This is a genomic window from Pseudomonas sp. KCJK9016, from assembly GCF_046231795.1.
Taxonomy (GTDB): domain Bacteria; phylum Pseudomonadota; class Gammaproteobacteria; order Pseudomonadales; family Pseudomonadaceae; genus Aquipseudomonas; species Aquipseudomonas bananamidigenes.
Genome location: NZ_JBJJMM010000003.1, coordinates 58,232 through 80,806, shown reverse-complemented (window position 1 = coordinate 80,806; position 22,575 = coordinate 58,232). Strand labels below are relative to the sequence as shown.

General features: G+C 59.8%; 23 protein-coding genes. 8 read left to right on the top strand and 15 right to left on the bottom strand.

Features of this window, described 5'->3' with window-relative positions:
- Positions 1–11: 11 nt before the first annotated feature.
- From ACK6BI_RS03505 to ACK6BI_RS03485, 5 genes are read right to left on the bottom strand one after another with little or no spacing between them, the layout of a single operon-like run.
- Positions 12–494, bottom strand: coding sequence for an aromatic-ring-hydroxylating dioxygenase subunit beta (locus ACK6BI_RS03505; protein ID WP_409316011.1), 483 nt, complete (start codon positions 492–494; stop codon positions 12–14).
- Positions 475–1,749 carry an aromatic ring-hydroxylating dioxygenase subunit alpha gene (locus ACK6BI_RS03500; protein WP_409316010.1) on the bottom strand — a complete coding sequence of 425 codons (1,275 nt, stop codon included), beginning with the start codon at positions 1,747–1,749 and terminating at the stop codon, positions 475–477. Before ACK6BI_RS03500 ends, ACK6BI_RS03505 begins: the two co-directional genes overlap by 20 nt.
- Before the next feature lie 41 nt (positions 1,750–1,790).
- The gene (locus ACK6BI_RS03495; RefSeq protein WP_409316009.1) at positions 1,791–2,723 is read right to left on the bottom strand and encodes a PDR/VanB family oxidoreductase; all 933 of its coding nucleotides are present in this window, start codon (positions 2,721–2,723) and stop codon (positions 1,791–1,793) included.
- A complete protein-coding gene (locus ACK6BI_RS03490; protein ID WP_409316008.1) occupies positions 2,720–3,136 on the bottom strand; it encodes a DUF4440 domain-containing protein in 417 nt (138 codons plus the stop codon). Before ACK6BI_RS03490 ends, ACK6BI_RS03495 begins: the two co-directional genes overlap by 4 nt.
- Entirely contained in the window at positions 3,117–4,484 is a 1,368-nt protein-coding gene (locus tag ACK6BI_RS03485; RefSeq protein WP_409316007.1) for an MFS transporter, read from the bottom strand. The genes ACK6BI_RS03490 and ACK6BI_RS03485 overlap by 20 nt, the downstream gene beginning before the upstream one ends.
- A 106-nt stretch (positions 4,485–4,590) precedes the next feature.
- Here ACK6BI_RS03485 and ACK6BI_RS03480 point away from each other — a divergent pair, with 106 nt between their 5' ends.
- A complete protein-coding gene (locus ACK6BI_RS03480) occupies positions 4,591–5,478 on the top strand; it encodes a LysR family transcriptional regulator (RefSeq protein WP_409316135.1) in 888 nt (295 codons plus the stop codon).
- 55 nt (positions 5,479–5,533) lie between these two features.
- On the opposite strand, the gene glpD is transcribed toward ACK6BI_RS03480, so the two are convergent.
- The 4 genes from glpD to ACK6BI_RS03460 form a co-directional block, all read right to left on the bottom strand.
- Positions 5,534–7,072, bottom strand: coding sequence for a glycerol-3-phosphate dehydrogenase (gene glpD, locus ACK6BI_RS03475; RefSeq protein WP_409316006.1), 1,539 nt, complete (start codon positions 7,070–7,072; stop codon positions 5,534–5,536).
- Positions 7,073–7,270: 198 nt separating this feature from the next.
- Positions 7,271–8,026, bottom strand: coding sequence for a DeoR/GlpR family transcriptional regulator (locus tag ACK6BI_RS03470; RefSeq protein ID WP_065258639.1), 756 nt, complete (start codon positions 8,024–8,026; stop codon positions 7,271–7,273).
- A 95-nt stretch (positions 8,027–8,121) separates the two neighbouring features.
- Positions 8,122–9,624, bottom strand: coding sequence for a glycerol kinase GlpK (gene glpK, locus ACK6BI_RS03465; RefSeq protein WP_065258638.1), 1,503 nt, complete (start codon positions 9,622–9,624; stop codon positions 8,122–8,124).
- 78 nt (positions 9,625–9,702) lie between these two features.
- Positions 9,703–10,554, bottom strand: a complete 852-nt coding sequence (locus ACK6BI_RS03460) for an MIP/aquaporin family protein (protein ID WP_134827960.1) — start codon at positions 10,552–10,554, stop codon at positions 9,703–9,705.
- 361 nt (positions 10,555–10,915) lie between these two features.
- Here ACK6BI_RS03460 and ybaK point away from each other — a divergent pair, with 361 nt between their 5' ends.
- Together ybaK and ACK6BI_RS03450 are read left to right on the top strand one after the other, a co-directional pair.
- The gene (gene ybaK / locus ACK6BI_RS03455; protein WP_409316005.1) at positions 10,916–11,386 is read left to right on the top strand and encodes a Cys-tRNA(Pro) deacylase; all 471 of its coding nucleotides are present in this window, start codon (positions 10,916–10,918) and stop codon (positions 11,384–11,386) included.
- Between the two features lie 89 nt (positions 11,387–11,475).
- Positions 11,476–12,258, top strand: a complete 783-nt coding sequence (locus tag ACK6BI_RS03450) for a PhzF family phenazine biosynthesis protein (RefSeq protein ID WP_409316004.1) — start codon at positions 11,476–11,478, stop codon at positions 12,256–12,258.
- 46 nt (positions 12,259–12,304) lie between these two features.
- Here ACK6BI_RS03450 and ACK6BI_RS03445 read toward each other — a convergent pair whose 3' ends face one another.
- Positions 12,305–13,414: an ABC transporter ATP-binding protein gene (locus ACK6BI_RS03445; RefSeq protein ID WP_409316003.1), complete on the bottom strand. Its 1,110-nt coding sequence runs from the start codon at positions 13,412–13,414 to the stop codon at positions 12,305–12,307.
- Positions 13,411–14,331: an ornithine carbamoyltransferase gene (gene argF, locus ACK6BI_RS03440; protein ID WP_065258634.1), complete on the bottom strand. Its 921-nt coding sequence runs from the start codon at positions 14,329–14,331 to the stop codon at positions 13,411–13,413. The genes ACK6BI_RS03445 and argF overlap by 4 nt, the downstream gene beginning before the upstream one ends.
- A 392-nt stretch (positions 14,332–14,723) precedes the next feature.
- Between argF and ACK6BI_RS03435 the strand changes: the two genes are divergently transcribed.
- The 3 genes from ACK6BI_RS03435 (at position 14,724) to grxD (ending at position 17,693) form a co-directional block, all read left to right on the top strand.
- Positions 14,724–15,014, top strand: a complete 291-nt coding sequence (locus tag ACK6BI_RS03435; RefSeq protein ID WP_085730176.1) for a hypothetical protein — start codon at positions 14,724–14,726, stop codon at positions 15,012–15,014.
- A 134-nt stretch (positions 15,015–15,148) separates the two neighbouring features.
- Positions 15,149–17,254, top strand: coding sequence for a molybdopterin oxidoreductase family protein (locus ACK6BI_RS03430; protein WP_409316002.1), 2,106 nt, complete (start codon positions 15,149–15,151; stop codon positions 17,252–17,254).
- 97 nt (positions 17,255–17,351) lie between these two features.
- The gene (gene grxD / locus ACK6BI_RS03425; RefSeq protein ID WP_065258631.1) at positions 17,352–17,693 is read left to right on the top strand and encodes a Grx4 family monothiol glutaredoxin; all 342 of its coding nucleotides are present in this window, start codon (positions 17,352–17,354) and stop codon (positions 17,691–17,693) included.
- 106 nt (positions 17,694–17,799) lie between these two features.
- On the opposite strand, the gene bfr is transcribed toward grxD, so the two are convergent.
- Positions 17,800–18,276, bottom strand: a complete 477-nt coding sequence (gene bfr, locus ACK6BI_RS03420) for a bacterioferritin (RefSeq protein WP_065258630.1) — start codon at positions 18,274–18,276, stop codon at positions 17,800–17,802.
- A gap of 199 nt (positions 18,277–18,475) precedes the next feature.
- The gene (locus tag ACK6BI_RS03415; protein WP_003227725.1) at positions 18,476–18,694 is read right to left on the bottom strand and encodes a bacterioferritin-associated ferredoxin; all 219 of its coding nucleotides are present in this window, start codon (positions 18,692–18,694) and stop codon (positions 18,476–18,478) included.
- Positions 18,695–18,985: 291 nt separating this feature from the next.
- Here ACK6BI_RS03415 and ACK6BI_RS03410 point away from each other — a divergent pair, with 291 nt between their 5' ends.
- Positions 18,986–19,588, top strand: a complete 603-nt coding sequence (locus tag ACK6BI_RS03410) for a peroxiredoxin (RefSeq protein ID WP_085580234.1) — start codon at positions 18,986–18,988, stop codon at positions 19,586–19,588.
- A 74-nt stretch (positions 19,589–19,662) separates the two neighbouring features.
- Here ACK6BI_RS03410 and rnt read toward each other — a convergent pair whose 3' ends face one another.
- Both rnt and pyrC read right to left on the bottom strand, forming a co-directional pair.
- Entirely contained in the window at positions 19,663–20,337 is a 675-nt protein-coding gene (rnt, locus tag ACK6BI_RS03405; protein ID WP_085709496.1) for a ribonuclease T, read from the bottom strand.
- Positions 20,334–21,380, bottom strand: a complete 1,047-nt coding sequence (gene pyrC / locus ACK6BI_RS03400) for a dihydroorotase (protein WP_409316001.1) — start codon at positions 21,378–21,380, stop codon at positions 20,334–20,336. The genes rnt and pyrC overlap by 4 nt, the downstream gene beginning before the upstream one ends.
- A 159-nt stretch (positions 21,381–21,539) precedes the next feature.
- Between pyrC and ACK6BI_RS03395 the strand changes: the two genes are divergently transcribed.
- Positions 21,540–22,448 (top strand): flagellar protein MotY, encoded by a 909-nt coding sequence (locus ACK6BI_RS03395; RefSeq protein WP_409316000.1) that lies wholly within the window; start codon positions 21,540–21,542, stop codon positions 22,446–22,448.
- Positions 22,449–22,575: the final 127 nt, after the last annotated feature.

Here is a 22,575-nt window from a genome sequence, read left to right as displayed (position 1 = left end):
TTCTCGGTCGGTCAGATGATGAGCTGCAGGCTTTCGAGGGCGCGGTCGGGATTGAGCAAGAGGATTTTCTTGCCCTGGATTTTCCACTCGCCGTCGAGGTTGATCAGACGATGTTCGACGGTGGCCGGGTAATGCCATTCGCGGTCGCCACGGGCTTCGCAATACAGCAGGTTGCTGCTGGCGACGGCGCTGTACGACGGCTCTTCAATCGTGATCCGTGGTCGCTGGGCAATGTGCAGGCAGCGGCTTTTCGGCTGCTGGGAAAAGTTGCGGGCATTGGCCAGACGGTTGATGCGCAGGGTGGTCAGGAAGCGGTCTTCATACACCAGCGAGGATTCGAGCAGCGGGCTGCGCTGTTGGCGGGTCATCGGAATCCAGTAGGTGTAGTCGTCGCTCAGCAATTGTTGCCAGGCTTCAAAATCCTGTTGGTCGAGCAGGTGCATTTCGGTCTCGAGCAAACGCTCGATGGCCCGTTCAGTTTGATCGTGGTGCATGGTCGTTCCGCATCAGGTTTTGCCAGGTGTCGTAGAAGTTGCGCATCGCCAGTTCACTGGTGCCGGACACCACGCGCGTCTGGTCGTGGGTCTCGCCCGGTTCGAACAGGCGGGCGACGTTGACCCATTCGTTGGCATCGCTGTGCAGACCTTCCGTGGCCCGCTCGTACATTTCCACGTCGTCATGGGCGACCATCGAGCACGGCGAGTTGATCAGGTTGTTGTACTGCACGGTCCGCTCCAGCAACTGCACCGGGGCGCCTTGCAGTTCGAAGATCCACGACTCGACGATGGTTTCCTGCGCACTCACCGGGCGGATCACCCGCAGGGTCTGGATCGGGCCCTTGACCATCAGGTTGGGGAAATACACGGTGTTGTGACGGGTGTCGTCGAGAATGGCCCGGGCCTGGTCCTCGCCGTAGCTTTCCACCATCAGTTCCCAATAACCGGGAATGCTCGTGTAGGCCTTGTGGATCGAGTTGCTGACCCCGGTGTGTCCGTGGCCGTTGGGCCAGACGCGGATGCCCATGCCGGCGAAGAATTCGTACGAGCCCATGAACGGTGAGAACAACTCCACGGCCATCGGCGCAGGCCGGCTCTGGTCGCCGGTTTCCTTCCACAGGCGGATGGCTTCGCCCGCCGAGGATTCGTGGGCGATCATCGGGTGGCAGGTGTCGGTCTGGTTGTCGACCACCATCTTCCAGTTGCAGCGATGCCTGTGCAGCAGCGGTTGACCGACCACTCGCAACTGACCTTGCGGAGAGCGCATGACCATGTTGTCCAGTGTCGACAGCGACTCGCCGAAAAACTCGTCGAAGCCCATACCGGTTTCACTCAGGCGCACGAACACGAAGCCGCGATAGTTGCGCACCGCCGCGACAGGTTGCATGCCCTTGTGGGCCGAGCAACTGCTCAGGTCGCAGTCGTCGTATTCCTTTTTCACCGGGATGCTCAGCAGTTCACCGTCGGTCTTGAACGTCCAGGCGTGATAGGGGCAACGCATGAAACGGCCCACATTGCCACGCGCTTCGGCCAGCACTTTCACACCTTTGTGCGGGCAGCGGTTGTGCAGCACCACGATGTCACCGTTCTTCTGACGCACCATTGCCAGCGGCCGGCCGGCGAGGGTGGCGGTGAAATAGTCGCCGGTCTCGGGGATCAGGCTGTCGTGGCCCAGATAGCACCAGCTGGCGGCAAAGACACGCTGCTGCTCCTGTTCGAACAGTTGTTGATCAAGGAACAGAGATTTGTGCACTTCTCTGCCATTGAAATAGTTGTCCAACGGGGGAGTCCTCTTCAGATCGCCAGCTTCAGGCGCTGGCTTTTCGCCCGGGAAACGCAAGGGTAGATCCGTGCGCTGCAGGCTGCTTCTTGTTCGCTCATGATGAAATCCCGGTGCTCGACGTCGCCTTCCAGCACATCCAGCGCGCAGACACCGCACTCGCCGCGACGACAGTCGGAGATCGGGTCGAGGCCGGCGGCTTCGAGGGCTTCGAGCAAGCTCTGGTCGGGGCTGACCTCGATGCTCACGCCGGAATCTGCCGCCTCCACCGTGAAGCCTTTAGCGCTTTCGTCCGTAGCGACGTTGAACACTTCCAGATGGATGCGATCGCGGGGCAGTCCGGCGGATTCGGCATGGCTCAGGATGTCGTTGAGCATCGCTGCCGGGCCGCAGACGTAGAGCCGGTCTTCGGGGCTCAGGTCGGCGAGCACCTGGTGAATCGCCGGGCGTTGACCGGACAGGTGCAGGCTCATCCGTTCCTGCAGCAGTGCGCGCAGCTCTTCGGCATAGGCCGCATCGTCAGCGCTGCGGGCGAAGTAATGCAGGTGTGCCGAACGCTCCAGCGCTGTCAGATGGCGCAGGATGCCGGTCAACGGAGTGATGCCGATGCCGCCAGCGATGGCGATGTCGCGGCCGGTCCGGCTGTCGAGCGGGTAGTTGAAGGTGTTGAACGGGCCCTCGAGCTGCACCTGATCCCCGACCACCAGCGAGCGCAGGTAGTGGCTGCTGGCGGATTCGTCACTGAGACGGATGGCGAAGGTGAATTGACCTTCGGCGCAATCGCCCAGCTCTACGGTGGAGTAATGACGCCATTCGCCCGAAGGCGCTATCAGCCATTTGAAGTGCGCCCCGGCGTGGGCCGATTCCGTAGCGGCGGGGGCGCCGCTGACGGTGATTTCCTTGATCGATGCCGACAGCATCCGGCAATGGGTAACGGTGTAATTCATGCCGGGGTTTCCTGGGGCAGCGGCGTTTCGTGCAGGTACAGCCAGCGGGTGCTGTGCTGATGCACGCGCAGGATCGCCACGGAAATGCGCGAAGTCTCGCGCTGGTTCTGGCGATGGGTTTCCTTGTAGCGCAGGGCGACGGTCGGGCCCTCGTGCCAGATCGTGTGCAGGTCGCTGATATCGATCTCAAGGCCTGGTCGGGCACCGACCGCGCCTTTGAACAGTTGCTCGACCTGGGCCCGACCGACCACGGCGGCCGAGGTGGTAACCATGCTGAAGTCTTCGCTGAAGACATCCATCAGCGGCGCGATGGCGGATTCGCCGGCACCGTCGGCATTGGTGAAGACACGATGAATCAGCTCATGCACGTGGTGGATGCTGTGGCGTGCTTGTTCAACCGGGTTGTTGTTCATGGCATTCCTTTGGAGGGTTCAGTTGACTCATTTGAAACAGCGGGAACAGTCCGACCAGCGCGGCAATCGCGAATGTGGCGTGATAGGCCGGGGTCGAGTCGAACTGTTTGAGCAGCAGGTTGTAGATCATCAGAAACAGGGCCGCGCCAACGCTGAACGACATCTGCCGGTTGATGTTCCAGATCACGCTGGCCTTGTGCGTTTCACCGCCCTTGAAGTCCATCAGCGAGGTGGTTTGCGCGGTGTTGGCGCCGATTCCGCCGCCGATGCCCATCAGGCTGTAGGCGATCACGATGACCCCGATATCGGTCGGTGCATCCACCAGCATCAGGGTGGCGATGCCGGCGCTGTGCAGCAGCATGCCGAGGGTGAACAGGCGTCGGGCGCCGATTCTGTTGTAGACCCGGCCGCAGATCAGCATCGCGATGAATGCGCCGATGGCGTAGAGGATCATGAACATGCCGGTCAGGCGTGCGCTGAAGTGCAGGGTGTTCTGTAGAAAGAAGATGCTCATCAGGTTGACCCCGGTGAACACGCCGGGAATCGCGTAATAGATGAAGATCGAGGTGCTGAGTTTTTTGCTCTTGAGCAGGCTCAGGTCAATGATCGCGTCGCTTTTGCGACGGTAGTGCAGAAGGTACAGCGCCACGAACATCAGGCCTGCCGCGACACAGGCGATGGCTTCGATGGCAGGATAGTCGCCGCCGTACAGCGACATGCCCATCAGCAGGCTGCCCAGGGCGGCGCTGACCAATAGCAGACCGAGGATGTCCGGGCGTGGCAGGCTGGTGGGGCGGGCTTCGCGGATCCAGAACCACGATAGTCCTGCGGCAATCAGCGAAAACGGAATGTTGCTGTAAAACACCCAGCGCCACGAACTGCTGTCGACGATGATGCCGCCGACGGTCGGCGAAATCGCCGGGGCGATCAGGGCCACGGCCATCACCAGCGTGGAGATTTTCGCCCGTTGCTCACCCTGGAACAGGTTGAAGGTCAGCGCCTGGCCCACCGGAATCAGCAAACCGCCGCCGATGCCCTGGACGAATCGCCAGATCACCAGCTCATGGAAGCTGTCAGCCAGGCCGCACATCCACACGGACCCGGTAAACACCAGCATCGAGGCGGTGAGAATCTCGCGGCTGCCGAAGCGCCCGGCCAGCCAGGTGCTGACAGGAATGATCAGCGTCAGACCGAGAATGTAGGCATTGGCCACCCAGGCCACCGAAGAACTGCTTACTTGCAATGTTGCCGAGATACTTGGCAATGCCACGGCAGACATGAATATGTTTATGCAGTCAATAAAAAAGCCGATCAGAAAGATCAGTGCGATCTTGTAGCGATAGTTCATTGTTGTTTCCTCTTTGTCGCAAAGCATAGGGGCGATGGACTTGGAGTGTCGATACGACTATCCTTGAAACAATGTTTGAAGGAATTAAACAGTGAACGCTACCGCCATGCATGCTCATCTGAATCGGGTTCAGACATTTCTTGCCGTAGTCGACTTCGGTTCTTACACCAAGGCCGCGAACTATCTGAGTATCAGCAAAGCCATGGCCAGCCTGCATGTCAAGGCGCTGGAAGAAGTTCTTTCGGCGACACTGCTGATCCGCAACACCCGAAACATATCGCTGACTGAAATAGGTCAGGACTTCTATGAAGAGTTCAAGGGCATTGTCGCGGATATCGATAATGCCTTTGATAATGTGCTCAAGGGTAATAACCGGGTTTCCGGAAAGTTACGAATCAGTTCAACCAGTGAGTACGGCGAGAAGTTCATTCTTCCGTTGATTCCATTGTTCAACGAGCGTTATCCGGAAATCCGACTGAGCTACAACTTCAACTCGTCGTTGAATGATCTGGTGGCGGAAAAACTGGATCTGGTAGTGCGTCTTGGCAATCTGGCGGATTCGGCCTTCAAGAGTCGCAAGCTGGCGGATTATCAGATCGTGCTGGTGGCGACTCCGGCATTTCTCGAACGTCACCCGGTGGCACAGCCGCAGGATCTGAACGGTGTGCCATGGATTGCCAACAGCAATCTGCAGGCGCCTACGCAATGGGTTTTGCGCGATGATCAGGGGCGTGCGGTGGAGGTCAATGGCACCAGCCATTTCGAATCCAATTCCTCGACGGCGATTCGTTCGATGACCTTGTCGTCGCTCGGCGTCTCGGTACTGCCGGGCTGGGTGGTCGAGGATGATATCGCCAGCGGACGGCTGATTCGCCTGTTGCCGGCCTATGCGTTGCCATCGCAGTCGATCAACGTCGTCTTCCCCAACACTGCGCATCTGCCGCACAAATCCCGGGCGTTCATCGATTTCCTCCTGCTGCATCTGGCGCAGTAACGCAAAAGCCCCTGAATCTCGCGATTCAGGGGCTTTCGTTTGAGCGGCTTGAAGATCAGGCCGCTTCGATCTTGTTGCGGTTCTGCTCGACCTGGTTCAGGTAGGCCGCCAGTTTTTCCTGCTCGGCCGGGGTGGTGAACAGGCCCAGTTTGCTGCGGCGCCACAGGATGTCATGGGCTGTGGTTGCCCATTCTTCGGCGCACAGGTAATCGACTTCACGGGTGTAGAGACCGCCGCCGATGTGTTCGCCCATGTCGGCGAGGGTGTCCACGCCTTCGAGCATGCGCCAGGTACGGCTGCCGTAGGTGGTGGCCCAGCGGCGGGCAATTTCGCTTGGAACGAAGTCGAACTTGTCGCGGATCAGCGCACTCAGGGCCTGCGGCGTGGTCATGTCTTCACCACCCGGCAGGGTGGCGGTGGCCGTCCAGCTCGGGCGCATCTGGGTGAAGTACGGCATCAACTGCGCCATCGCCGACTCGGCGAGTTTGCGATAGGTGGTCAGCTTGCCGCCAAACACCGACAGCAGCGGCGCTTCTTCGGTGCTGCCGGACAGCGCGAGGGTGTAGTCGCGGGTCACGGCCGACGGGTTGTCGGACTCGTCGTTGCACAGCGGGCGTACGCCCGAGTAGGTGTGCAGGATGTCGTCACGGCTGATCTGCTTCTTGAAGTGAGCGTTGACCACGTTCAGCAGGTAATCGGTTTCGCCGTCGGTGATCGCCACTTTGGCCGGGTCGCCGGTGTATTCGCGGTCGGTGGTGCCGATCAGCGTCAGGTTGTTCAGGTACGGAATGGTGAAAACGATGCGCTGATCTTCATTCTGCAGAATGTGCGCGTGATCACCTTCGTACAGCTTCGGCACGATGATGTGGCTGCCCTGGATCAGGCGGATGCCGTACGGCGACTCCATCTTCAGGTCGTCGCGGATGAACTTGGCGACCCACGGGCCGGCGGCGTTCACCAGCGCCTTGGCGGTGATCGAAAACAGGCTGCCGTCGGCGCGTTCCAGGTTCAGGTGCCACAGGCCTTTGGCACGGCGGGCGCTGACGCAACGGGTCTGGGTGTGGATGTGCGCGCCTTTCTCGCGGGCAGCCATGGCGTTCAATACGACGAGGCGGGCGTCGTCGACCCAGCAGTCGGAGTATTCGAAGCCTTTGCTGATTTCGCTTTTCAGCGCGCTGTCGGCGCCGAACTTCAGGCTTTTCGAACCGGCGAGTTTTTCGCGCTTGCCGAGGTTGTCATACAGGAACAGGCCGGCGCGGATCATCCATGCCGGACGCAGATGCGGACGGTGCGGCAGCACGAAACGCATTGGCTTGACGATATGCGGGGCCTTGGCCAGCAACACTTCACGCTCGGCCAGGGCTTCACGCACCAGGCGGAATTCGTAATGTTCGAGGTAGCGCAGGCCACCATGGATCAGCTTGCTGCTGGCCGACGAGGTGTGGCTGGCCAGATCGTCCTTTTCGCAAAGGAACACCGAGAGACCGCGACCGGCGGCATCCGCTGCGATCCCCACGCCATTGATCCCGCCGCCGATGACGGCAATATCGTAGATCTCGGAGATAGGGGGCGTACGCAAGGTAGAGGTGGACATCGGCTGGCCTCGGGCTCTTTTGATTTTCTGTCTTGGAAATCGAACATAAATGTTCATTTGCGAAAATGGTAGCCCATTAAGATGCGCACAGCCAGTCAACTTCGATTGAAAAAACTCATCGAAGGGCGGTGAAAGGAAAATATTCGAACATCAGATGCGCACAAGGCGCCCATGAAGGCGCCTTGTGCGGGAGGAGGGCTAAACGACTTCGAGACGAATCTTGTGCTGACTCAGCAGTTGCGCCAGGGCCGGTACCGGTTGCTGATCGGTGACCAGGCAATCGATCAGGCTGATCGGGCCGAGACGGATCATCGCGTTGCGCCCGAACTTGCTGGAGTCCGCTGCCAGAATCACCTGTCGCGCATTGGCAATGATCGCCTGGGATACCCGTACTTCCTGGTAATCGAAGTCGAGCAGGCTGCCGTCTTCGTCGATACCGCTGATGCCCACCAGCGCGAAATCCACCTTGAACTGATTGATGAAGTCCACGCTCGCCTGACCTACCACGCCACCGTCGCGACGTACGTTACCGCCCGTCAGCAGCACATCGAAATCATCCTTGGCGCTGAGCATCGAGGCGACGTGCAGGTTGTTGGTGATGATTTTCAGGTGGCTATGGTTGAGCAGGGCGCGGGCAATGGATTCGGTGGTGGTGCCGATGTTGATGAACAGCGAGGCGTGATCGGGAATCTGTGCGGCTACGGCTTCACCGATGCGTTGTTTCTCATCGCGCATCTGATCGGCGCGCATCGCGTAGGCGGTGTTCTCGACGCTGGAATCATAGGCGGCGCCGCCGTGGTAGCGACGCAGCAGATTGGCTTCCGCGAGCTGATTGATGTCGCGGCGGATGGTTTGCGGGGTAACAACGAACAACGTGGCCATTTCCTCGATGCTCACATAGCCGCGTTCGCGGACCAGTTCGAGGATTTGCTGCTGACGGGGAGGCAGATTCATGGGGCTTCCTTTGGGCTGCCGTGCAAAATTTGCCCATGATGCCGCAGGAATCTCCTCCCTACCAGTTACATACGGATACGAGTCCGGTTCGTGGCTTATTCGGCGTCTTCACGTTCCCAGTCACGGGTACGGCTGACGGCTTTTTTCCAGCCTTTATACAGCTTCTCTTTTGCCGCTTCGTCCAGACTCGGTGCGAATTCGCGCTCGATCACCGCCTTGCCGCGCAGTTCTTCCAGGCTGCCCCAGAAACCGCACGCCAGGCCGGCCAGATAGGCAGCGCCCAATGCGGTGGTTTCGCGCATTTGCGGACGCTCGACCTGAGTACCGAGGATGTCGGCCTGGAATTGCATGAGGAAGTTGTTCGCCACCGCACCGCCGTCCACGCGCAGGGCCTTCAGGCGTTCGCCGGAGTCCTGTTGCATGGCGTCGAGGACGTCGCGGGTCTGGTAGGCGATCGATTCCAGGGCCGCGCGAATGATGTGATCCACACGTACGCCACGAGTCAGACCGAACAGCGCGCCACGGGCATACGGGTCCCAGTAGGGGGCGCCCAGACCGGTGAAGGCTGGCACCAGATAGACGCCGTTGCTGTCCTTCACCTTATTGGCGAAATATTCGGTGTCGTGGGCGTCGTTGACGATTTTCAGTTCATCACGCAGCCACTGCACGGTCGAACCGCCGTTGAACACCGCGCCTTCCAGCGCGTAAGCCACTTCGCCGCGCGGGCCGCACGCGATGGTAGTGAGCATGCCGTGTTGCGATTTCACCGCTTTGTCGCCGGTGTTCATCAGCAGGAAGCAACCGGTGCCGTAGGTGTTTTTCGCCTGGCCCGGCTCCACGCACATCTGGCCGAACAGTGCAGCCTGCTGGTCACCGGCTATACCGCCGATGGCGATGCCGCTCTTGGTGCGACCGTAGATTTCCGAGGACGCTTTGACTTCCGGCAGCATTTCGCGAGGGATGTCGAGGATTTCCAGCATCTTCGAATCCCACTCAAGCGTATGGATGTTGAAGAGCATGGTGCGCGAGGCGTTGGTGTAGTCGGTGACGTGCACCTTGCCGCCGGTGAATTTCCAGATCAGCCAGCTGTCGACGGTGCCGAACAGCAGCTCGCCGTTGCGTGCACGTTCGCGGCTGCCTTCGACGTTGTCGAGAATCCACTTCAGTTTGGTGCCGGAGAAGTACGGGTCGGTGACCAGGCCGGTGTTGTCGCGGATGTAGTCTTCATGACCGTCGCGCTTGAGCTGCTGGCAGATCTCGGTGCTGCGGCGGCATTGCCAGACAATCGCGTTATAGACCGGGCGGCCAGTGGTCTTGTCCCAGACCACGGTGGTTTCCCGCTGGTTGGTGATGCCGATCGCGGCCACCTGGTCGTGATGCAGCCCGGCCTGGGCCAGGGCTTCGACCATCACCGCGCTCTGGGTGGCGAAGATTTCCATCGGGTCGTGTTCGACCCAGCCGGCTTGCGGGTAATGCTGGGCGAATTCGCGCTGTGCGGTGCAGACCACGTTCGCATCGCGGTCGAAAATGATTGCGCGGGAACTGGTCGTACCCTGATCGAGGGCAATGATGTAGTTCTTGTTCTGAATGTCGGTCATGTCGATTGCCTTGGACGAAATAAGGGAGAGTGGGCCGTGACGCGGGCTCGATATGGGCAGGAACCCGCGCCGACTGTTTCAAGAAGTTCTTGGTTTGCCGTCAATGGCCGGTTCTGCATCCTTTGTAGCAGGTGTGGCGCCGGTCAGGTGACGGGCAATCAGCCCGCGATACCCGGCAGCGCCGAGGCAGGCACCGACAATCGGTGCAAAAATCGGAATCAGGAAGTACGGGATTTCACGGGCGCCGGTGAAGGAAATTTCACCCCAGCCTGCGAAGAAAGTCATCAGTTTCGGACCGAAGTCACGGGCCGGGTTCATCGCGAAACCGGTCAGCGGGCCCATCGAACTGCCGATCACGGCGATCAGCAGACCGATCAGCAGCGGCGCCAGCGGACCTTTCGGCAGGCCGTTGTTATCGTCGGTCAGGGACATGATCACACCCATCAGGATCGCGGTGATGATCACCTCGACCAGGAATGCCTGGGCGGTCGACAGGGCAGGGTTCGGGAAGGTGGAGAACACCGACGCCAACTCCAGGCTGGCGGCCGAGCCACGCACCATATGGTGCGTCTGTTCGAAATCGAAGAACAGGTTGCTGTACAGCGTGTAAACCAGCAATGCGCCGCAGAAGGCGCCGGCGACCTGGGAAAGAATGTAGAACGGCAGTTTGCGCTTTTCGAAGTCGGCGAAAATGCTCAGGGCGATACTGACGGCCGGGTTCAGATGCGCGCCGGAAACACCGGCGGTGAGGTAGATCGCCATGCTCACGCCGACGCCCCAGATGATGCTGATTTCCCACAGGCCGAAACTCGCACCCGCGACCTTGAGCGCGGCGACGCAGCCCGTACCGAAAAAGATCAGCAGTGCAGTACCCAGAAACTCGGCCAGGCACTGGCTCGAGAGCGATGGTTGCTGTAACGCAGTTGTCATTGAAAACCTCGGTTTTTGTTGTTGTCTGGCGCGTTTGCCAATAGGGCAAGGCGCGATTTTCGCCGGGGCAGGATCCCCATCCTGATCCCGGTTTACTGCTGGGTGCTGCGATGTCGATAATTCTTACATTATTCAGATTCGAAAAAATATAGACAAGAAACAAAGCTGTCAAAGGTCGAAAGTGAACCATCGGTCACAAATAAACTATCAGTCAGATGAATGATCCTGCGGGTCATCGCACCGACGATCCTGTTGTCGGCCTGCAAGCCACGGGAAACGTGGCGCGCAGTAGAGCCTTTTACGTGGCGATGGCCTAGAATCCGGCACAGGATCTTTTGCCACTGCCGAGCCTGGAGCTGCCATGACCCCTGCGTTGGACTTGTTGAAAAAAGTTCGTGCCGAACATCGCGTGCACAGTTACGAACATGACCCCAAGGCTGCGTCCTACGGACTGGAGGCCGCGGAAAAACTGGGGCTGGAGCCGGCTCAGGTGTTCAAGACGCTGCTGGCGGCCAGTGAAAAAGGTGAATTGCTGGTGGCGGTAGTGCCGGTCGTCGGAAGCCTCGACCTCAAGGGGCTCGCCCATGCCGCTGGAGTGAAAAAAGTTGAAATGGCCGACCCGGCCGCGGCGCAGCGTTCCACGGGTTATCTGCTGGGCGGCATCAGTCCGCTGGGGCAGAAAAAACGTCTGCGGACCTTTATCGATCATTCCGCCGAGGGCTTTGCGACCATCTATGTCAGTGCCGGGCGACGTGGGCTGGAAGTCGAACTGGCGCCCGCTGTCCTGGCCGAGCACACCCAGGCGAAGTTCGCTGAAATCGGTCGTGCCTGATCTCTGTATGAAGAAAATTGTCCGGTTCTGTCACTGGCGCTGATTTTTCCTGCGATACATGCTCTTTCGACTGACACAGGGAGAAGGTTATGCAGCTCGAGTTTCATCAGGTCGACGCATTCAGTGATCGACCCTTCAGTGGCAACCCGGCGATGGTTTATCGCCTCGACGCCTGGCTGGCGGACGACTTGATGCAGAAGATCGCCGCCGAGCACAATCTGGCGGAAACCGCGTTTCTGGTGCGCGAAGGCCAGGCCTGGCATATCCGCTGGTTCACGCCCACCACGGAAGTGCCGTTGTGCGGTCACGCCACGTTGGCCAGTGCTTATGTGTTGTACGAGATCTACAAGGAAACAGCCGAGCGTCTGGATTTCACCTGCAAGTCCGGGCCGTTGAGTGTCAGCCGCGAAGGCGGCCGGTTGTGGCTGGATTTCCCGGCCATCGAGGCAGTAGAGAAAGGCGTCACCGTGGAGATCGAGCGAGCGCTGAATGTTCAGGCGGTGGATGTACTGAGTTCCAACGAGCTGTTTGTTGTACTGGATTCGGAGCAGGCTGTGCTCGATTGCGTGCCGGACATGGCTGCTCTGGCCAAACTGCCCTGGCTGGGCGCCATCGTCACGGCCCGGGGCAATCAGCATGATTTCGTCTCGCGCTACTTTGCACCGGCCATCGGCATCAATGAAGACCCGGTGACCGGCTCGACCCATTGCAGTCTGATTCCGTATTGGTCAAAACGTCTGGGTAAAACCAGCCTGACCGCGTGCCAGCGTTCGGCGCGGGGCGGGGAGCTGTTCTGTCGGCTGGAGGGCGAGCGGGTGAAGATCGGCGGCAATGCGACGCTCGTTGCGACCGGCACCTTGATGTTGGGTTGAGGCAAAAAAGAGAGGGAGCCATCAGGCTCCCTCTTATTTATGTGGATCAGAGTGCGGTGCTGAAGCGGCGAACACCGTTCTCCACGGCCGGGATGTGTGCGGCTGTGCTGCCGGACGCCTGGAACAGCACCAGATGTTCCGCCGCCACACGAATCCCGACATCCACACCGACCTGATGGTCAGCATGGCTCGGGAAGATCGATTCCAGTTGCGCGCCGGTTGGCAGTTGCAGGCGGTACAGCGTCGAGGCACCGAGGAAGGTCTTGCCGACGATCCGTGCTTTGAGCGCACTGTCCGGCGCATAAACAATGTCATCCGGGCGCAGCAGCACATCTACGGCGCCGCCGGTCGGCCAGGTGTAGGCGCGATTGCCGCGCAGTTCGCCGAGTTCGGTGTGCACCGATTCCGGGCTGCCGAGCTGACCGCGAATGAAGTAACCCTGACCGATGAAACTGGCAACAAAGGGCGTTGCCGGTTCGTGGTAGAGGTTGTACGGCGTGTCCCACTGTTCCAATCGGCCTTCCTTGAACACGCCGACGTGATCGCTGACGGCGAAGGCTTCTTCCTGATCGTGAGTCACCAGAATCGCACTGGTGCCTCGGGCCTTGAGGATGTCACGTACTTCATGGCTGAGCTTGCGCCGCAGTTCTCCATCGAGGTTGGAAAACGGCTCGTCGAGCAGCAGCAGTTGCGGCTCCGGCGCCAGGGCGCGGGCGAGGGCGACACGTTGTTGCTGGCCACCGGACAGTTCGTGCGGGAAGCGCTTGCCGAGGTTCTTCAGGTTGACCAGCTCCAGCATTTCTTCGACGACACGCTCCCTGTTCGGATGTTTGCGAATGCCGAAGGCGATGTTATCGGCAACACTCAGGTGCGGGAACAGCGCGTAATCCTGGAACACCATGCCGATCCGGCGTTTTTCCGGGGCGAGGGTGAAGCCGGCGCTGGAGATGATTTCACCGCCGAGCTGGATTTCCCCTTCGTGCACCGGTTCGAAACCGGCGATGGCGCGCAGGGTGGTGGTCTTGCCGCAACCGGACGAGCCGAGCAGGCAACCGATGTCACCGGCGTTGAGGTGCAGATTGAGGTTCTGCACCACACGTTGATCTTGATAGCCGCAAGCGAGGTTGCGCAGGTTCAGCAGTAATTCATGACTCATGCGTGGTGATATGCCGGTTCGACAAGGAACTCGAGCAGGGCCTTCTGTGCGTGGAGACGGTTTTCTGCCTGATCCCAGGCGACGGAGCGCGGATCATCGAGCAGGTCGAGGCTGATTTCCTCACCGCGGTGAGCGGGCAGGCAGTGCATGAATAGCACGTCCTCGGCAGCCAGGTCGAGCAGAGCGCGATTGACCTGGAAAGGCGCGAACAGCTGGAGACGCTTGGCGGTTTCTTCTTCCTGACCCATGGAGGTCCAGACGTCGGTGCTCACCAGGTGCGCGCCGCGCACAGCGTCTTTCGGATCGCGGACGATGGTCACCCGGTCGCCGGCCTTTGCCACGAACTCGGGGTTTGGCTCATAGCCTTCAGGGCAGGCGACTCGCAACTGGAAGTCGAACTGGATCGCCGCTTCTATATAACTGTTGCACATGTTGTTGCCGTCGCCGATCCACGCCACGGTCTTGCCCTGGATCGAGCCACGGTGTTCAAGGAAGGTCTGCATGTCGGCCAGCAACTGGCACGGGTGCAAGTCATCGGACAAGCCGTTGATCACCGGTACGCGGGAGTTGGCGGCAAATTCGGTCAGGGTGCTGTGGGCAAAGGTACGGATCATCACCGCATCGAGCATGCTCGACATGACGATGGCGCAGTCGCCGATGGGCTCTCCGCGGCCCAGTTGGGTATCGCGCGGCGAAAGAAAGATCGCCTGGCCACCGAGCTGGATCATGCCGGCCTCGAAGGAGATCCGGGTACGGGTCGAGGATTTCTCGAAGATCATCCCCAGGACGCGGTTTTTCAGAGGCTCGAACAGTACGCCGCGGTTACGCAGGTCCTTGAGCTCAACGCCTCGACGGATCACGCTGACCAGCTCTTCGGGCGTGCAATCCATCAGGGAGAGAAAGTGCCTTGCGCTCATCATTGACTACCTTTTTGTTACAAACCGCAGATGCTCAAAGCCTTGTTTTTCGGAACAACGGGCGAGACCTGCGGCGTAAGCCGCACGGGGCGACGAAATAGGGGGAGGCGCGATATTGACACTAAATGTCGCGTTTTTCCAATAGGCTGCGATTCTTGCGGATTGTGCGGCGGTGAAGACGTCGCTCGAAGTGTCGGTTGGGAGGTGGATTCCGGACCTTTGTACACTGGCGCCGCCGGGCTTGGCAATCAGGCAGGGCGGTGATGGAGCAGGCCTGGTCGGTTTGCGACCGGTCGGCCATGGATTCGCTGGTCGGATGTCAGACCTGAAACATTTGCTAAAGCAAAGTGCTGGGTTATAAATAACTCACGAGCGACGCAGGAAGCCTCCGCATGGAATCGAAAGAAAAACTGTTAATGGAATTGCTGGGCCACACGGCTCGCTCACTGACTCATCTGACCGCATCGGTCACCTCCTTGTCCTTCGAACTGCTGCGCAGTGAAGACGAAGTGGTCAAGACTGCCGGGCGCCACATGATCGATCGCATGGCGACCATCAGCACCGGGCTCGACGAGCACTGGCGGCTGATCGGCGAACTCACCGGAGTGCACGTCGCCCACGAGCAGATCGAAACCATTCAGGAAATCCAGCTGGCGGCGCCACCCCAGTTGCCCTCCAGTTGATTTCGCCGGGCTATCGGCACGCCTGATGGTCGTCGATTCACAAGACGAACGTCGCTGGCGCCGCGCGCGGCCACGCGCCATAGTTTTGTTCCCGCAGGCGTTATTGCCTGCCCAGAACAAGACAGAGACTGGCCATGACCAAGACTCTCCATCACCGCGCCTGCCACCTGTGCGAAGCCATCTGCGGCCTGAGTATCGAAACCACCGAAACCGACGGCCATGTGCAGATCACCTCGATCAAGGGTGACGCACTGGATACCTTCAGTCGCGGGCACATCTGCCCCAAAGCCGTGGCGTTGCAAGACATCCAGAACGATCCGGATCGCCTGCGCCAGCCCATGCGTCGGGTCGGCAGTGAATGGTTGCCGATCGAGTGGGAGGAGGCCTTTGAGCTGGTGGCAGAAAAGCTGTCGGCGATTCAGGCGCAACACGGGCAGAACGCGGTCGCCGTGTATCAGGGCAATCCAAGCGTGCACAACTACGGGCTGATGACCCACAGCAATTACTTTCTGGGCCTGCTGAAAACCCGCAATCGTTACTCGGCAACTTCCGTCGACCAATTGCCTCATCACCTGACCAGTTATCTGATGTACGGCCACGGTTTGCTGCTGCCGATCCCGGACATCGATCACACTGATTTCATGCTGATCCTGGGCGGCAACCCGCTGGCGTCCAATGGCAGCATCATGACCGTGCCAGACGTGGAAAAGCGCCTGAAGGCGATTCAGGCACGAGGCGGCAAAGTGGTGGTGGTCGATCCGCGACGCAGCGAGACGGCAGCGATGGCCGATCAGCATCTGTTCGTGCGTCCCGGCGGCGATGCGGCCTTGTTGTTTGGTGTGCTCAATACCTTGTTCAGCGAGGGCCTGACCCGCGCCAGCCATTTGCCGGTGGACGGCCTGGACGACGTGCGTGCAGCGGTGGCGGGGTTCACCGCTGAAGCGATGAGCCCGTTGTGTGCCGTACCGGCCGATCAGATCCGCCAACTCGCCAGGGATTTCGCCGCTGCGCCAAGCGCGGTCTGCTACGGGCGGATGGGTGTTTCCACCCAGGCCTTCGGCACGTTATGCCATTGGGTGGTGCAATTGATCAATCTGGTGACCGGCAATCTCGACCGCGTTGGCGGTGCTCTGTGCACCGAGCCGGCGGTGGATCTGGTCGCGTCCACCTCGGGCGGGCATTTCAACAAATGGCAAAGTCGTGTCTCGGGACGTCCGGAATACGGTGGTGAGCTGCCGGTCTCGGCGTTGGCCGAAGAGATGCTCACCGAAGGTGAAGGGCAGATCCGTGCGTTGATCACCGTCGCCGGCAATCCGGTGCTGTCCACGCCCAATGGCCGGCAACTGGAACAGGCACTGGACGGGTTGGAGTTCATGGTCAGCGTCGACCTGTACATCAACGAAACCACCCGTTATGCCGACCTGATCCTGCCGTCAACCTCGGCGCTGGAGAACGATCATTACGACACGACGTTCAACCTGTTCGCCGTGCGCAATGTCACCCGTTTCAACCGGGCGATCCTCGCCAGACCTGAAGGGGCGCTGCACGACTGGGAAATATTCGTCGGCCTGGCCGAAGCCTTTGCGGCGAAGACCGACAAGGAACTGAAGCCGACGCTGCCGCCGGCGAAGATGATCGACATGGGCCTGCGCATGGGTTTGTACGGCGATGCGTCCGAGCACAAATTGTCGCTGGCGACGCTGTTCGATCATCCGCACGGCGTTGATCTGGGGGCGCTGAAGCCCAACCTGGCACCGCGATTGAAGACCGCCAACCAACGAGTCCAGGCAGCGCCGCCGGAAATTCTTGCCGACCTGGCGCGTTTCTCCGCCTTGCAGGCGCCGGCTGCCGGTGAGCTGCTGATGATTGGCCGACGTCACGTACGCAGCAATAACTCCTGGATGCACAACTATCATCGACTGGTGAAGGGAAAGCCGCGTCATCAGTTGTTGATGCATCCGGAGGATCTTGCCAGTCGCGGGCTCAGTGACGGACAGCTGGTGCGGGTCAGTTCACGGGTCGGCCAGGTCGAGGTCGAAGTGCTCGGCAGTGCGGACATGATGCCGGGTGTGGTCAGTCTGCCCCACGGCTGGGGTCATGCGCGGCCGGGTGTGCAGATGGCGATTGCCAGCGGACAACCCGGTTCCAGCGCCAACGACCTGACCGATGAATGCCGGCTCGACGAGCTGTCGGGCAATGCGGCGCTCAACGGTGTACCGGTGACCGTGGTGGCGGCTTGAGCAAGTCTGTCGGGGAGACCGAGCAGGGTGCTCGGGATTCCGTTACAATGCGCCACCGTGCCGACCCACGAGTCGGAAAGTTCAGCCGAGGTGCTCCATGGATATCATCGAAACGATTAAAGAGCAGATTGCCAACAACACCATTCTGCTTTACATGAAAGGCTCGCCGAATGCCCCGCAGTGTGGCTTCTCCGCGAAAGCTGCGCAGGCTGTAATGGGCTGTGGCGAGAAGTTCGCCTACGTCGACATCCTGCAGAACCCGGAAATCCGTGCCAACCTGCCGAAGTACGCCAACTGGCCGACTTTCCCGCAACTGTGGGTGGCCGGTGAACTGGTCGGCGGCAGCGACATCATGGCTGAAATGTTCGCCAACGGTGAGCTGCAGACCCTGATCAAGGATGCCTCCGCCAAGGCGGCTGCGGCCAAGTCCGAAGCTTGATTGGTTTCAGCCCGGATTTCGGCGAGTCTGAAGTCCGGGCAATAAAAAGCCCCGCCTCTCGAAAGAGGGCGGGGCTTTTTAGTGTCTCGGGTTTGGCGCTTGCTGATTACTCGTCGTCGCCCATCTGCGATTGCAGATAGTTTTCGAGACCGACTTTATCGATCAGGCCCAGCTGGGTTTCCAGCCAGTCGATGTGTTCTTCTTCGGATTCGAGAATGTCTTCAAGCAGTTCGCGGCTGCCGAAGTCGCCAACGGATTCGCAGTGAGCGATGGCGGCCTTCAGGTCTGCATGACCAGTGCGCTCGATACGCAGGTCGCACTCCAGCATTTCCCGGGTGTGCTCGCCGATATGCAGCTTGCCCAGGTCCTGCACGTTCGGCAGGCCTTCGAGGAACAGGATGCGCTTGATCAGCTTGTCCGCGTGTTTCATCTCGTCGATGGATTCGTGATATTCGTGCTTGCCCAGCTTGTTCAGGCCCCAATCTTCGTACATGCGCGCATGCAGGAAGTACTGATTGATCGCGACCAGCTCATTGGCAAGGATCTTGTTGAGATGCTGGATGACTGTAACGTCGCCTTTCATGATGGGAGTCCTGCCCTAAGTTGCGGTATATAAGGCGGAGTTTGAGCCTGGCAATTATAAGTGTCAAACCTAAGTTATTGAATAATATATGAAAATTAATCGGAATAAGAATGTTTGTGTTCCGCGTCTAATCCCTAAGCAATTGATTTTCAGGCATAAAAAAACCGGACAATCGTCCGGTTCTTCGAATTCGGGGCAATTACGCGGCGGTAAATTCCACCGGGTAGGGGATCGCGGCCTGGGCGGTTTGCAGCTTGGTGAGGGTTTCGCGCACCACTTCCTTCGCGAGGCAGGCACATTTGCCGCATTGGCTGGCTACGCCGGTGGCCTGACGGACTTCTTTATAGCTGCAGCAACCTTCATAGATCGCTTCGCGGATCTGTCCGTCGGTGACGCCAGTGCAGAGGCAAACATACATAAGTGAGAACCGTCGCTGGTTGTGGCTCAATTGCGATGGATCTTAATGTTAACGAGAATGATTGTCAAAGTGCTTTCCCAACGGTTTTCATCGCCAACGGCTGTGACTGACGAACGGTGGTCCATGGCTGAATGCCGGCCAGGAATTCGCGAAAAACCTTTGAGGACAGTCCAAACACGCAGTGTATGATGGTCGGCCCTTGCGAAGAGGGTTTGTGTCACAGGGCTGTCGCCTGAGGGTGACAGGCTGATGCGAACCACGAACTTCAAGTTTCTACACCAGGAGATATCAATGAGCGTACTCGTAGGCAAACAAGCCCCTGACTTCACCGTCCCGGCCGTACTCGGCAATGGCGAGATCGTTGACAGCTTCACCCTGTCCTCGGCCATCAAAGGCAAATACGGCCTGGTGTTCTTCTACCCGCTGGACTTCACCTTCGTCTGCCCGTCCGAGCTGATCGCTCTGGACAACCGCATGGCCGACTTCAAGGCACGCAACGTCGAAGTGGTCGCCGTTTCGATCGACTCGCACTTCACCCACAACGCCTGGCGCAACACCCCGGTCAACAATGGCGGCATCGGCCAGGTGAAATACACCATGGCTGCCGACATGAAGCACGAAATCGCCAAGGCCTACGACGTTGAGTCGGAAGGCGGCGTGGCGTTCCGTGGCGCGTTTCTGATCGACGACAAGGGCGTTGTCCGCTCGCAGATCGTCAACGACCTGCCGCTGGGCCGTAACATGGAAGAGCTGATCCGTCTGGTCGACGCGCTGCAATTCCACGAAGAGCACGGCGAAGTCTGCCCTGCCAACTGGAAAAAAGGCGACAAAGGCATGAATGCTTCGCCAGAAGGCGTTGCGGCTTACCTGACCGAGAACGCTGCCGCCCTGTAAGGCGCTACGTCGAGGTACAAAAAAACCGGCTCTTGAGCCGGTTTTTTCATGTGCGGGGTTTAACCCGACGATCATCAGTCGTCAAAGTCTTCCCAACCGCCCATCTGTTTCCAGCGGTTGACGATGCCGCAGAACAGCTCGGCGGTCTTTTCGGTGTCGTAACGCGCAGAGTGCGCTTCACGGCCGTCGAAATCGATGTCCGCTGCCTGGCAGGCTTTCGCCAGCACGGTCTGACCGTAGGCCAGACCCGCGAGGGTCGCGGTGTCAAAGCTGGAGAACGGGTGGAAAGGATTGCGCTTCATGTCCAGCCGCGCGACGGCAGCGTTGAGGAAGCCCAGATCGAAGCTGCTGTTATGGCCGACCAGAATCGCTCGCTTGCAGCCGTTGGCCTTCAAGGCCTTGCGCACGCCACGGAAGATGTCGGTCAGGGCCGTTTCTTCGCTGACCGCCATGCGCAACGGGTGATCGAGCTTGATCCCTGTGAACTCCAGGGCAGCCGCTTCGATATTGGCGCCTTCGAACGGCTCTACACGGAAGAAATAAGTGTGATCCGGGTAGACGAATCCCTTTTCATCCATGGCGATGGTGGTCGCGGCAATCTCCAGTAATGCGTCGGTGGCCGAGTTGAAACCGCCGGTCTCTACGTCGACGACAACCGGCAGGTAGCCGCGAAAGCGTGCCGCCATCGGATGGCGGGAACCACCGCCACCTTGACCGTCCAGTTCGTCGTCGAAATGGTCTTCACTCACGCGTGTTCCTCCAGCAGGCGCCAGCGCAGTTTTTCACCGGCGCGCAGCGGGATGACGTTCAGCTCGCCGAATGGCAGGCTGGTCGGGGCGGTCCATTCTTCACGAACCAGAGTAATGCGATCGGTATTGGCCGGCAGGCCATAGAAACGCGGGCCGTTGAGGCTGGCGAATCCTTCAAGCTTGTCCAGCGCATTGCGCTGTTCGAAGGCTTCGGCGTACAGCTCGATGGCGGCATACGCGGTGTAGCAGCCGGCGCAGCCGCAGGCGGCTTCCTTGGCGTGCTGGGCATGGGGGGCCGAGTCGGTGCCGAGAAAGAACTTCGCGCTGCCGCTGGTGGCTGCATCGAGCAGCGCTTCCTGATGGGTATTACGCTTGAGGATAGGCAGGCAGTAGAAGTGCGGCCGGATCCCGCCCACCAGCATGTGGTTGCGGTTGTACAGCAGGTGATGCGCGGTGATGGTCGCGCCGACGTTGGCCGAGGCCTCGTTGACGAACTGCACGGCATCGCCAGTGGTGATGTGCTCGAACACGACCTTGAGCGTCGGGAAGCGCTCGACCACACGGCGCATGTGTTCATCGATGAAGATTTTCTCGCGGTCGAACACGTCGACGTCGCCACGGGTGACCTCGCCGTGGATCAGCAGCGGCATGCCGACTTCGGCCATGGCTTCCAGTACCGGGAAGATCTTGTCGATGCTGGTGACCCCGGAATCGGAGTTGGTGGTCGCGCCGGCCGGGTACAGCTTGGCGGCGTGCACGAAGCCGCTGGTCCTGGCCTCACGGATTTCTTCGGGCCGGGTGCGGTCGGTGAGGTAGAGCACCATCAGCGGCTCGAAACGACTGCCGGCCGGTCGGGCAGCGAGAATCCGCTGGCGATAGCCGTCGGCTTCAGCGGCGTTGCGCACCGGAGGTACCAGGTTGGGCATGATGATGGCGCGACCAAAGGTGCGCGCAACATCTGCAACGGTGTTGGTCAGCACGGCACCATCGCGAAGATGAATGTGCCAGTCGTCGGGACGCAGCAGGGTCAGGCGGTCGGACATGAGGGGATTCCAGGCGGGTCAAACTGAGGCGAATGCTACCGGAAAAGACTCTTGCAGGCACTCGCTATCAAGTTTTGCGACGCGTGTCCGATATCCTGTAGGTATGCCGTAAACATGTATGTATCGGTCTTTTTGTTGTAGAAGCCAATGGAGCCTCCCGTGCGCCAGCGTTATTTAGCCTTGCTCAGTGTGTTTGCCAGTCTCCCCGCGATGGCACTGACCTACCAGACCCGTCTGGAGAACATTGAGTGGACGGTGGAAGGCGACAAGTTCGAATGCCGCCTGACGCAGCCGATCACCGACTTCGGCTCGGGCCAGTTCGTGCGCAAGGCGGGCGAGCAGGCGATCTTTCGTCTGAACGCCTACAACGCGATGCTCGGCGGTGGTTCTGCGACGTTGCTTGCAGCGGCAGCACCCTGGCAGCCGGGACGCAATGACATCAATCTGGGCAGCGTCAGAATCGGCACCGGCAACGTGTTGTTCAACAGTTCGCAAGCGCAGGCCGGCGGGTTGATCAGCGGTTTGCTGGAAGGTCGCAGCCCGGTGGTGCGGCGTGCCTCGGGCGATGGTCGGGTGTCCGAAGTGCGTCTGCTGCCGGTCAAGTTCAGCAAGGCGTTCAACGACTATCAGACCTGTGTGGCGAAATTGCTCCCGCAGAATTTCGATCAAGTCAAAAACTCGCAGGTTGGCTTTCCGGGCGAAGGCACCGATCTTGACGCCGCCGCGAAAGCCAGATTGCAAGTCATGCTCGAGTTCATGAAGGCCGATCCCACGGTCAACCACATCGAGCTCGATGGATATTCCGATAACAGCGGCAATCGCCTGACCAATCGCGAGTTGTCGCGCCGCCGGGCGCTGGCGGTGGTTGATTTCTTCAAGGCCAACGGCATCGCCGAATCGCAGATCACTGTGCGCTTCCACGGCGAGCAATACCCGCTGGTACCGAACACCAATGCCGCCAACCGGGCGAAGAACCGTCGGGTCACCGTCAAGCTGGCCCGTGTGGCACCGGTGACTGCTCCTGCACCGCAAGCCAGCGCCCCGGCCAATGCGGCGGCAACATCATGACTGGAGGGTCACTTGCGTCCGCATGATGGAATGTGTCGCTTTGTCGTCTCAAGCTGTCGCGCCTCTGTAAATTATCGCGTTTGAACGGTAGACTCCCCGGCTTTCCGTAGAACCCCGTGGAGTGATG

Coding starts and splice junctions, on each gene's coding strand:
- ACK6BI_RS03445 (WP_409316003.1), bottom strand. CDS start 13,414: ATGAGTCATGAATTACTGCTGAACCTGCGCAACCTCGCTTGCGGCTAT.
- pyrC (WP_409316001.1), bottom strand. CDS start 21,380: ATGTCCGACCGCCTGACCCTGCTGCGTCCCGACGACTGGCACATTCAT.
- ACK6BI_RS03495 (WP_409316009.1), bottom strand. CDS start 2,723: ATGAATTACACCGTTACCCATTGCCGGATGCTGTCGGCATCGATCAAG.
- argF (WP_065258634.1), bottom strand. CDS start 14,331: ATGAGCGCAAGGCACTTTCTCTCCCTGATGGATTGCACGCCCGAAGAG.
- bfr (WP_065258630.1), bottom strand. CDS start 18,276: ATGAAAGGCGACGTTACAGTCATCCAGCATCTCAACAAGATCCTTGCC.
- ACK6BI_RS03505 (WP_409316011.1), bottom strand. CDS start 494: ATGCACCACGATCAAACTGAACGGGCCATCGAGCGTTTGCTCGAGACC.
- ACK6BI_RS03430 (WP_409316002.1), top strand. CDS start 15,149: ATGACCAAGACTCTCCATCACCGCGCCTGCCACCTGTGCGAAGCCATC.
- ACK6BI_RS03460 (WP_134827960.1), bottom strand. CDS start 10,554: ATGACAACTGCGTTACAGCAACCATCGCTCTCGAGCCAGTGCCTGGCC.
- ACK6BI_RS03435 (WP_085730176.1), top strand. CDS start 14,724: ATGGAATCGAAAGAAAAACTGTTAATGGAATTGCTGGGCCACACGGCT.
- grxD (WP_065258631.1), top strand. CDS start 17,352: ATGGATATCATCGAAACGATTAAAGAGCAGATTGCCAACAACACCATT.
- ACK6BI_RS03470 (WP_065258639.1), bottom strand. CDS start 8,026: ATGAATCTGCCTCCCCGTCAGCAGCAAATCCTCGAACTGGTCCGCGAA.
- ybaK (WP_409316005.1), top strand. CDS start 10,916: ATGACCCCTGCGTTGGACTTGTTGAAAAAAGTTCGTGCCGAACATCGC.
- ACK6BI_RS03450 (WP_409316004.1), top strand. CDS start 11,476: ATGCAGCTCGAGTTTCATCAGGTCGACGCATTCAGTGATCGACCCTTC.
- glpD (WP_409316006.1), bottom strand. CDS start 7,072: ATGTCCACCTCTACCTTGCGTACGCCCCCTATCTCCGAGATCTACGAT.
- ACK6BI_RS03490 (WP_409316008.1), bottom strand. CDS start 3,136: ATGAACAACAACCCGGTTGAACAAGCACGCCACAGCATCCACCACGTG.
- ACK6BI_RS03480 (WP_409316135.1), top strand. CDS start 4,591: ATGCATGCTCATCTGAATCGGGTTCAGACATTTCTTGCCGTAGTCGAC.
- ACK6BI_RS03415 (WP_003227725.1), bottom strand. CDS start 18,694: ATGTATGTTTGCCTCTGCACTGGCGTCACCGACGGACAGATCCGCGAA.
- ACK6BI_RS03485 (WP_409316007.1), bottom strand. CDS start 4,484: ATGAACTATCGCTACAAGATCGCACTGATCTTTCTGATCGGCTTTTTT.
- glpK (WP_065258638.1), bottom strand. CDS start 9,624: ATGACCGACATTCAGAACAAGAACTACATCATTGCCCTCGATCAGGGT.
- ACK6BI_RS03410 (WP_085580234.1), top strand. CDS start 18,986: ATGAGCGTACTCGTAGGCAAACAAGCCCCTGACTTCACCGTCCCGGCC.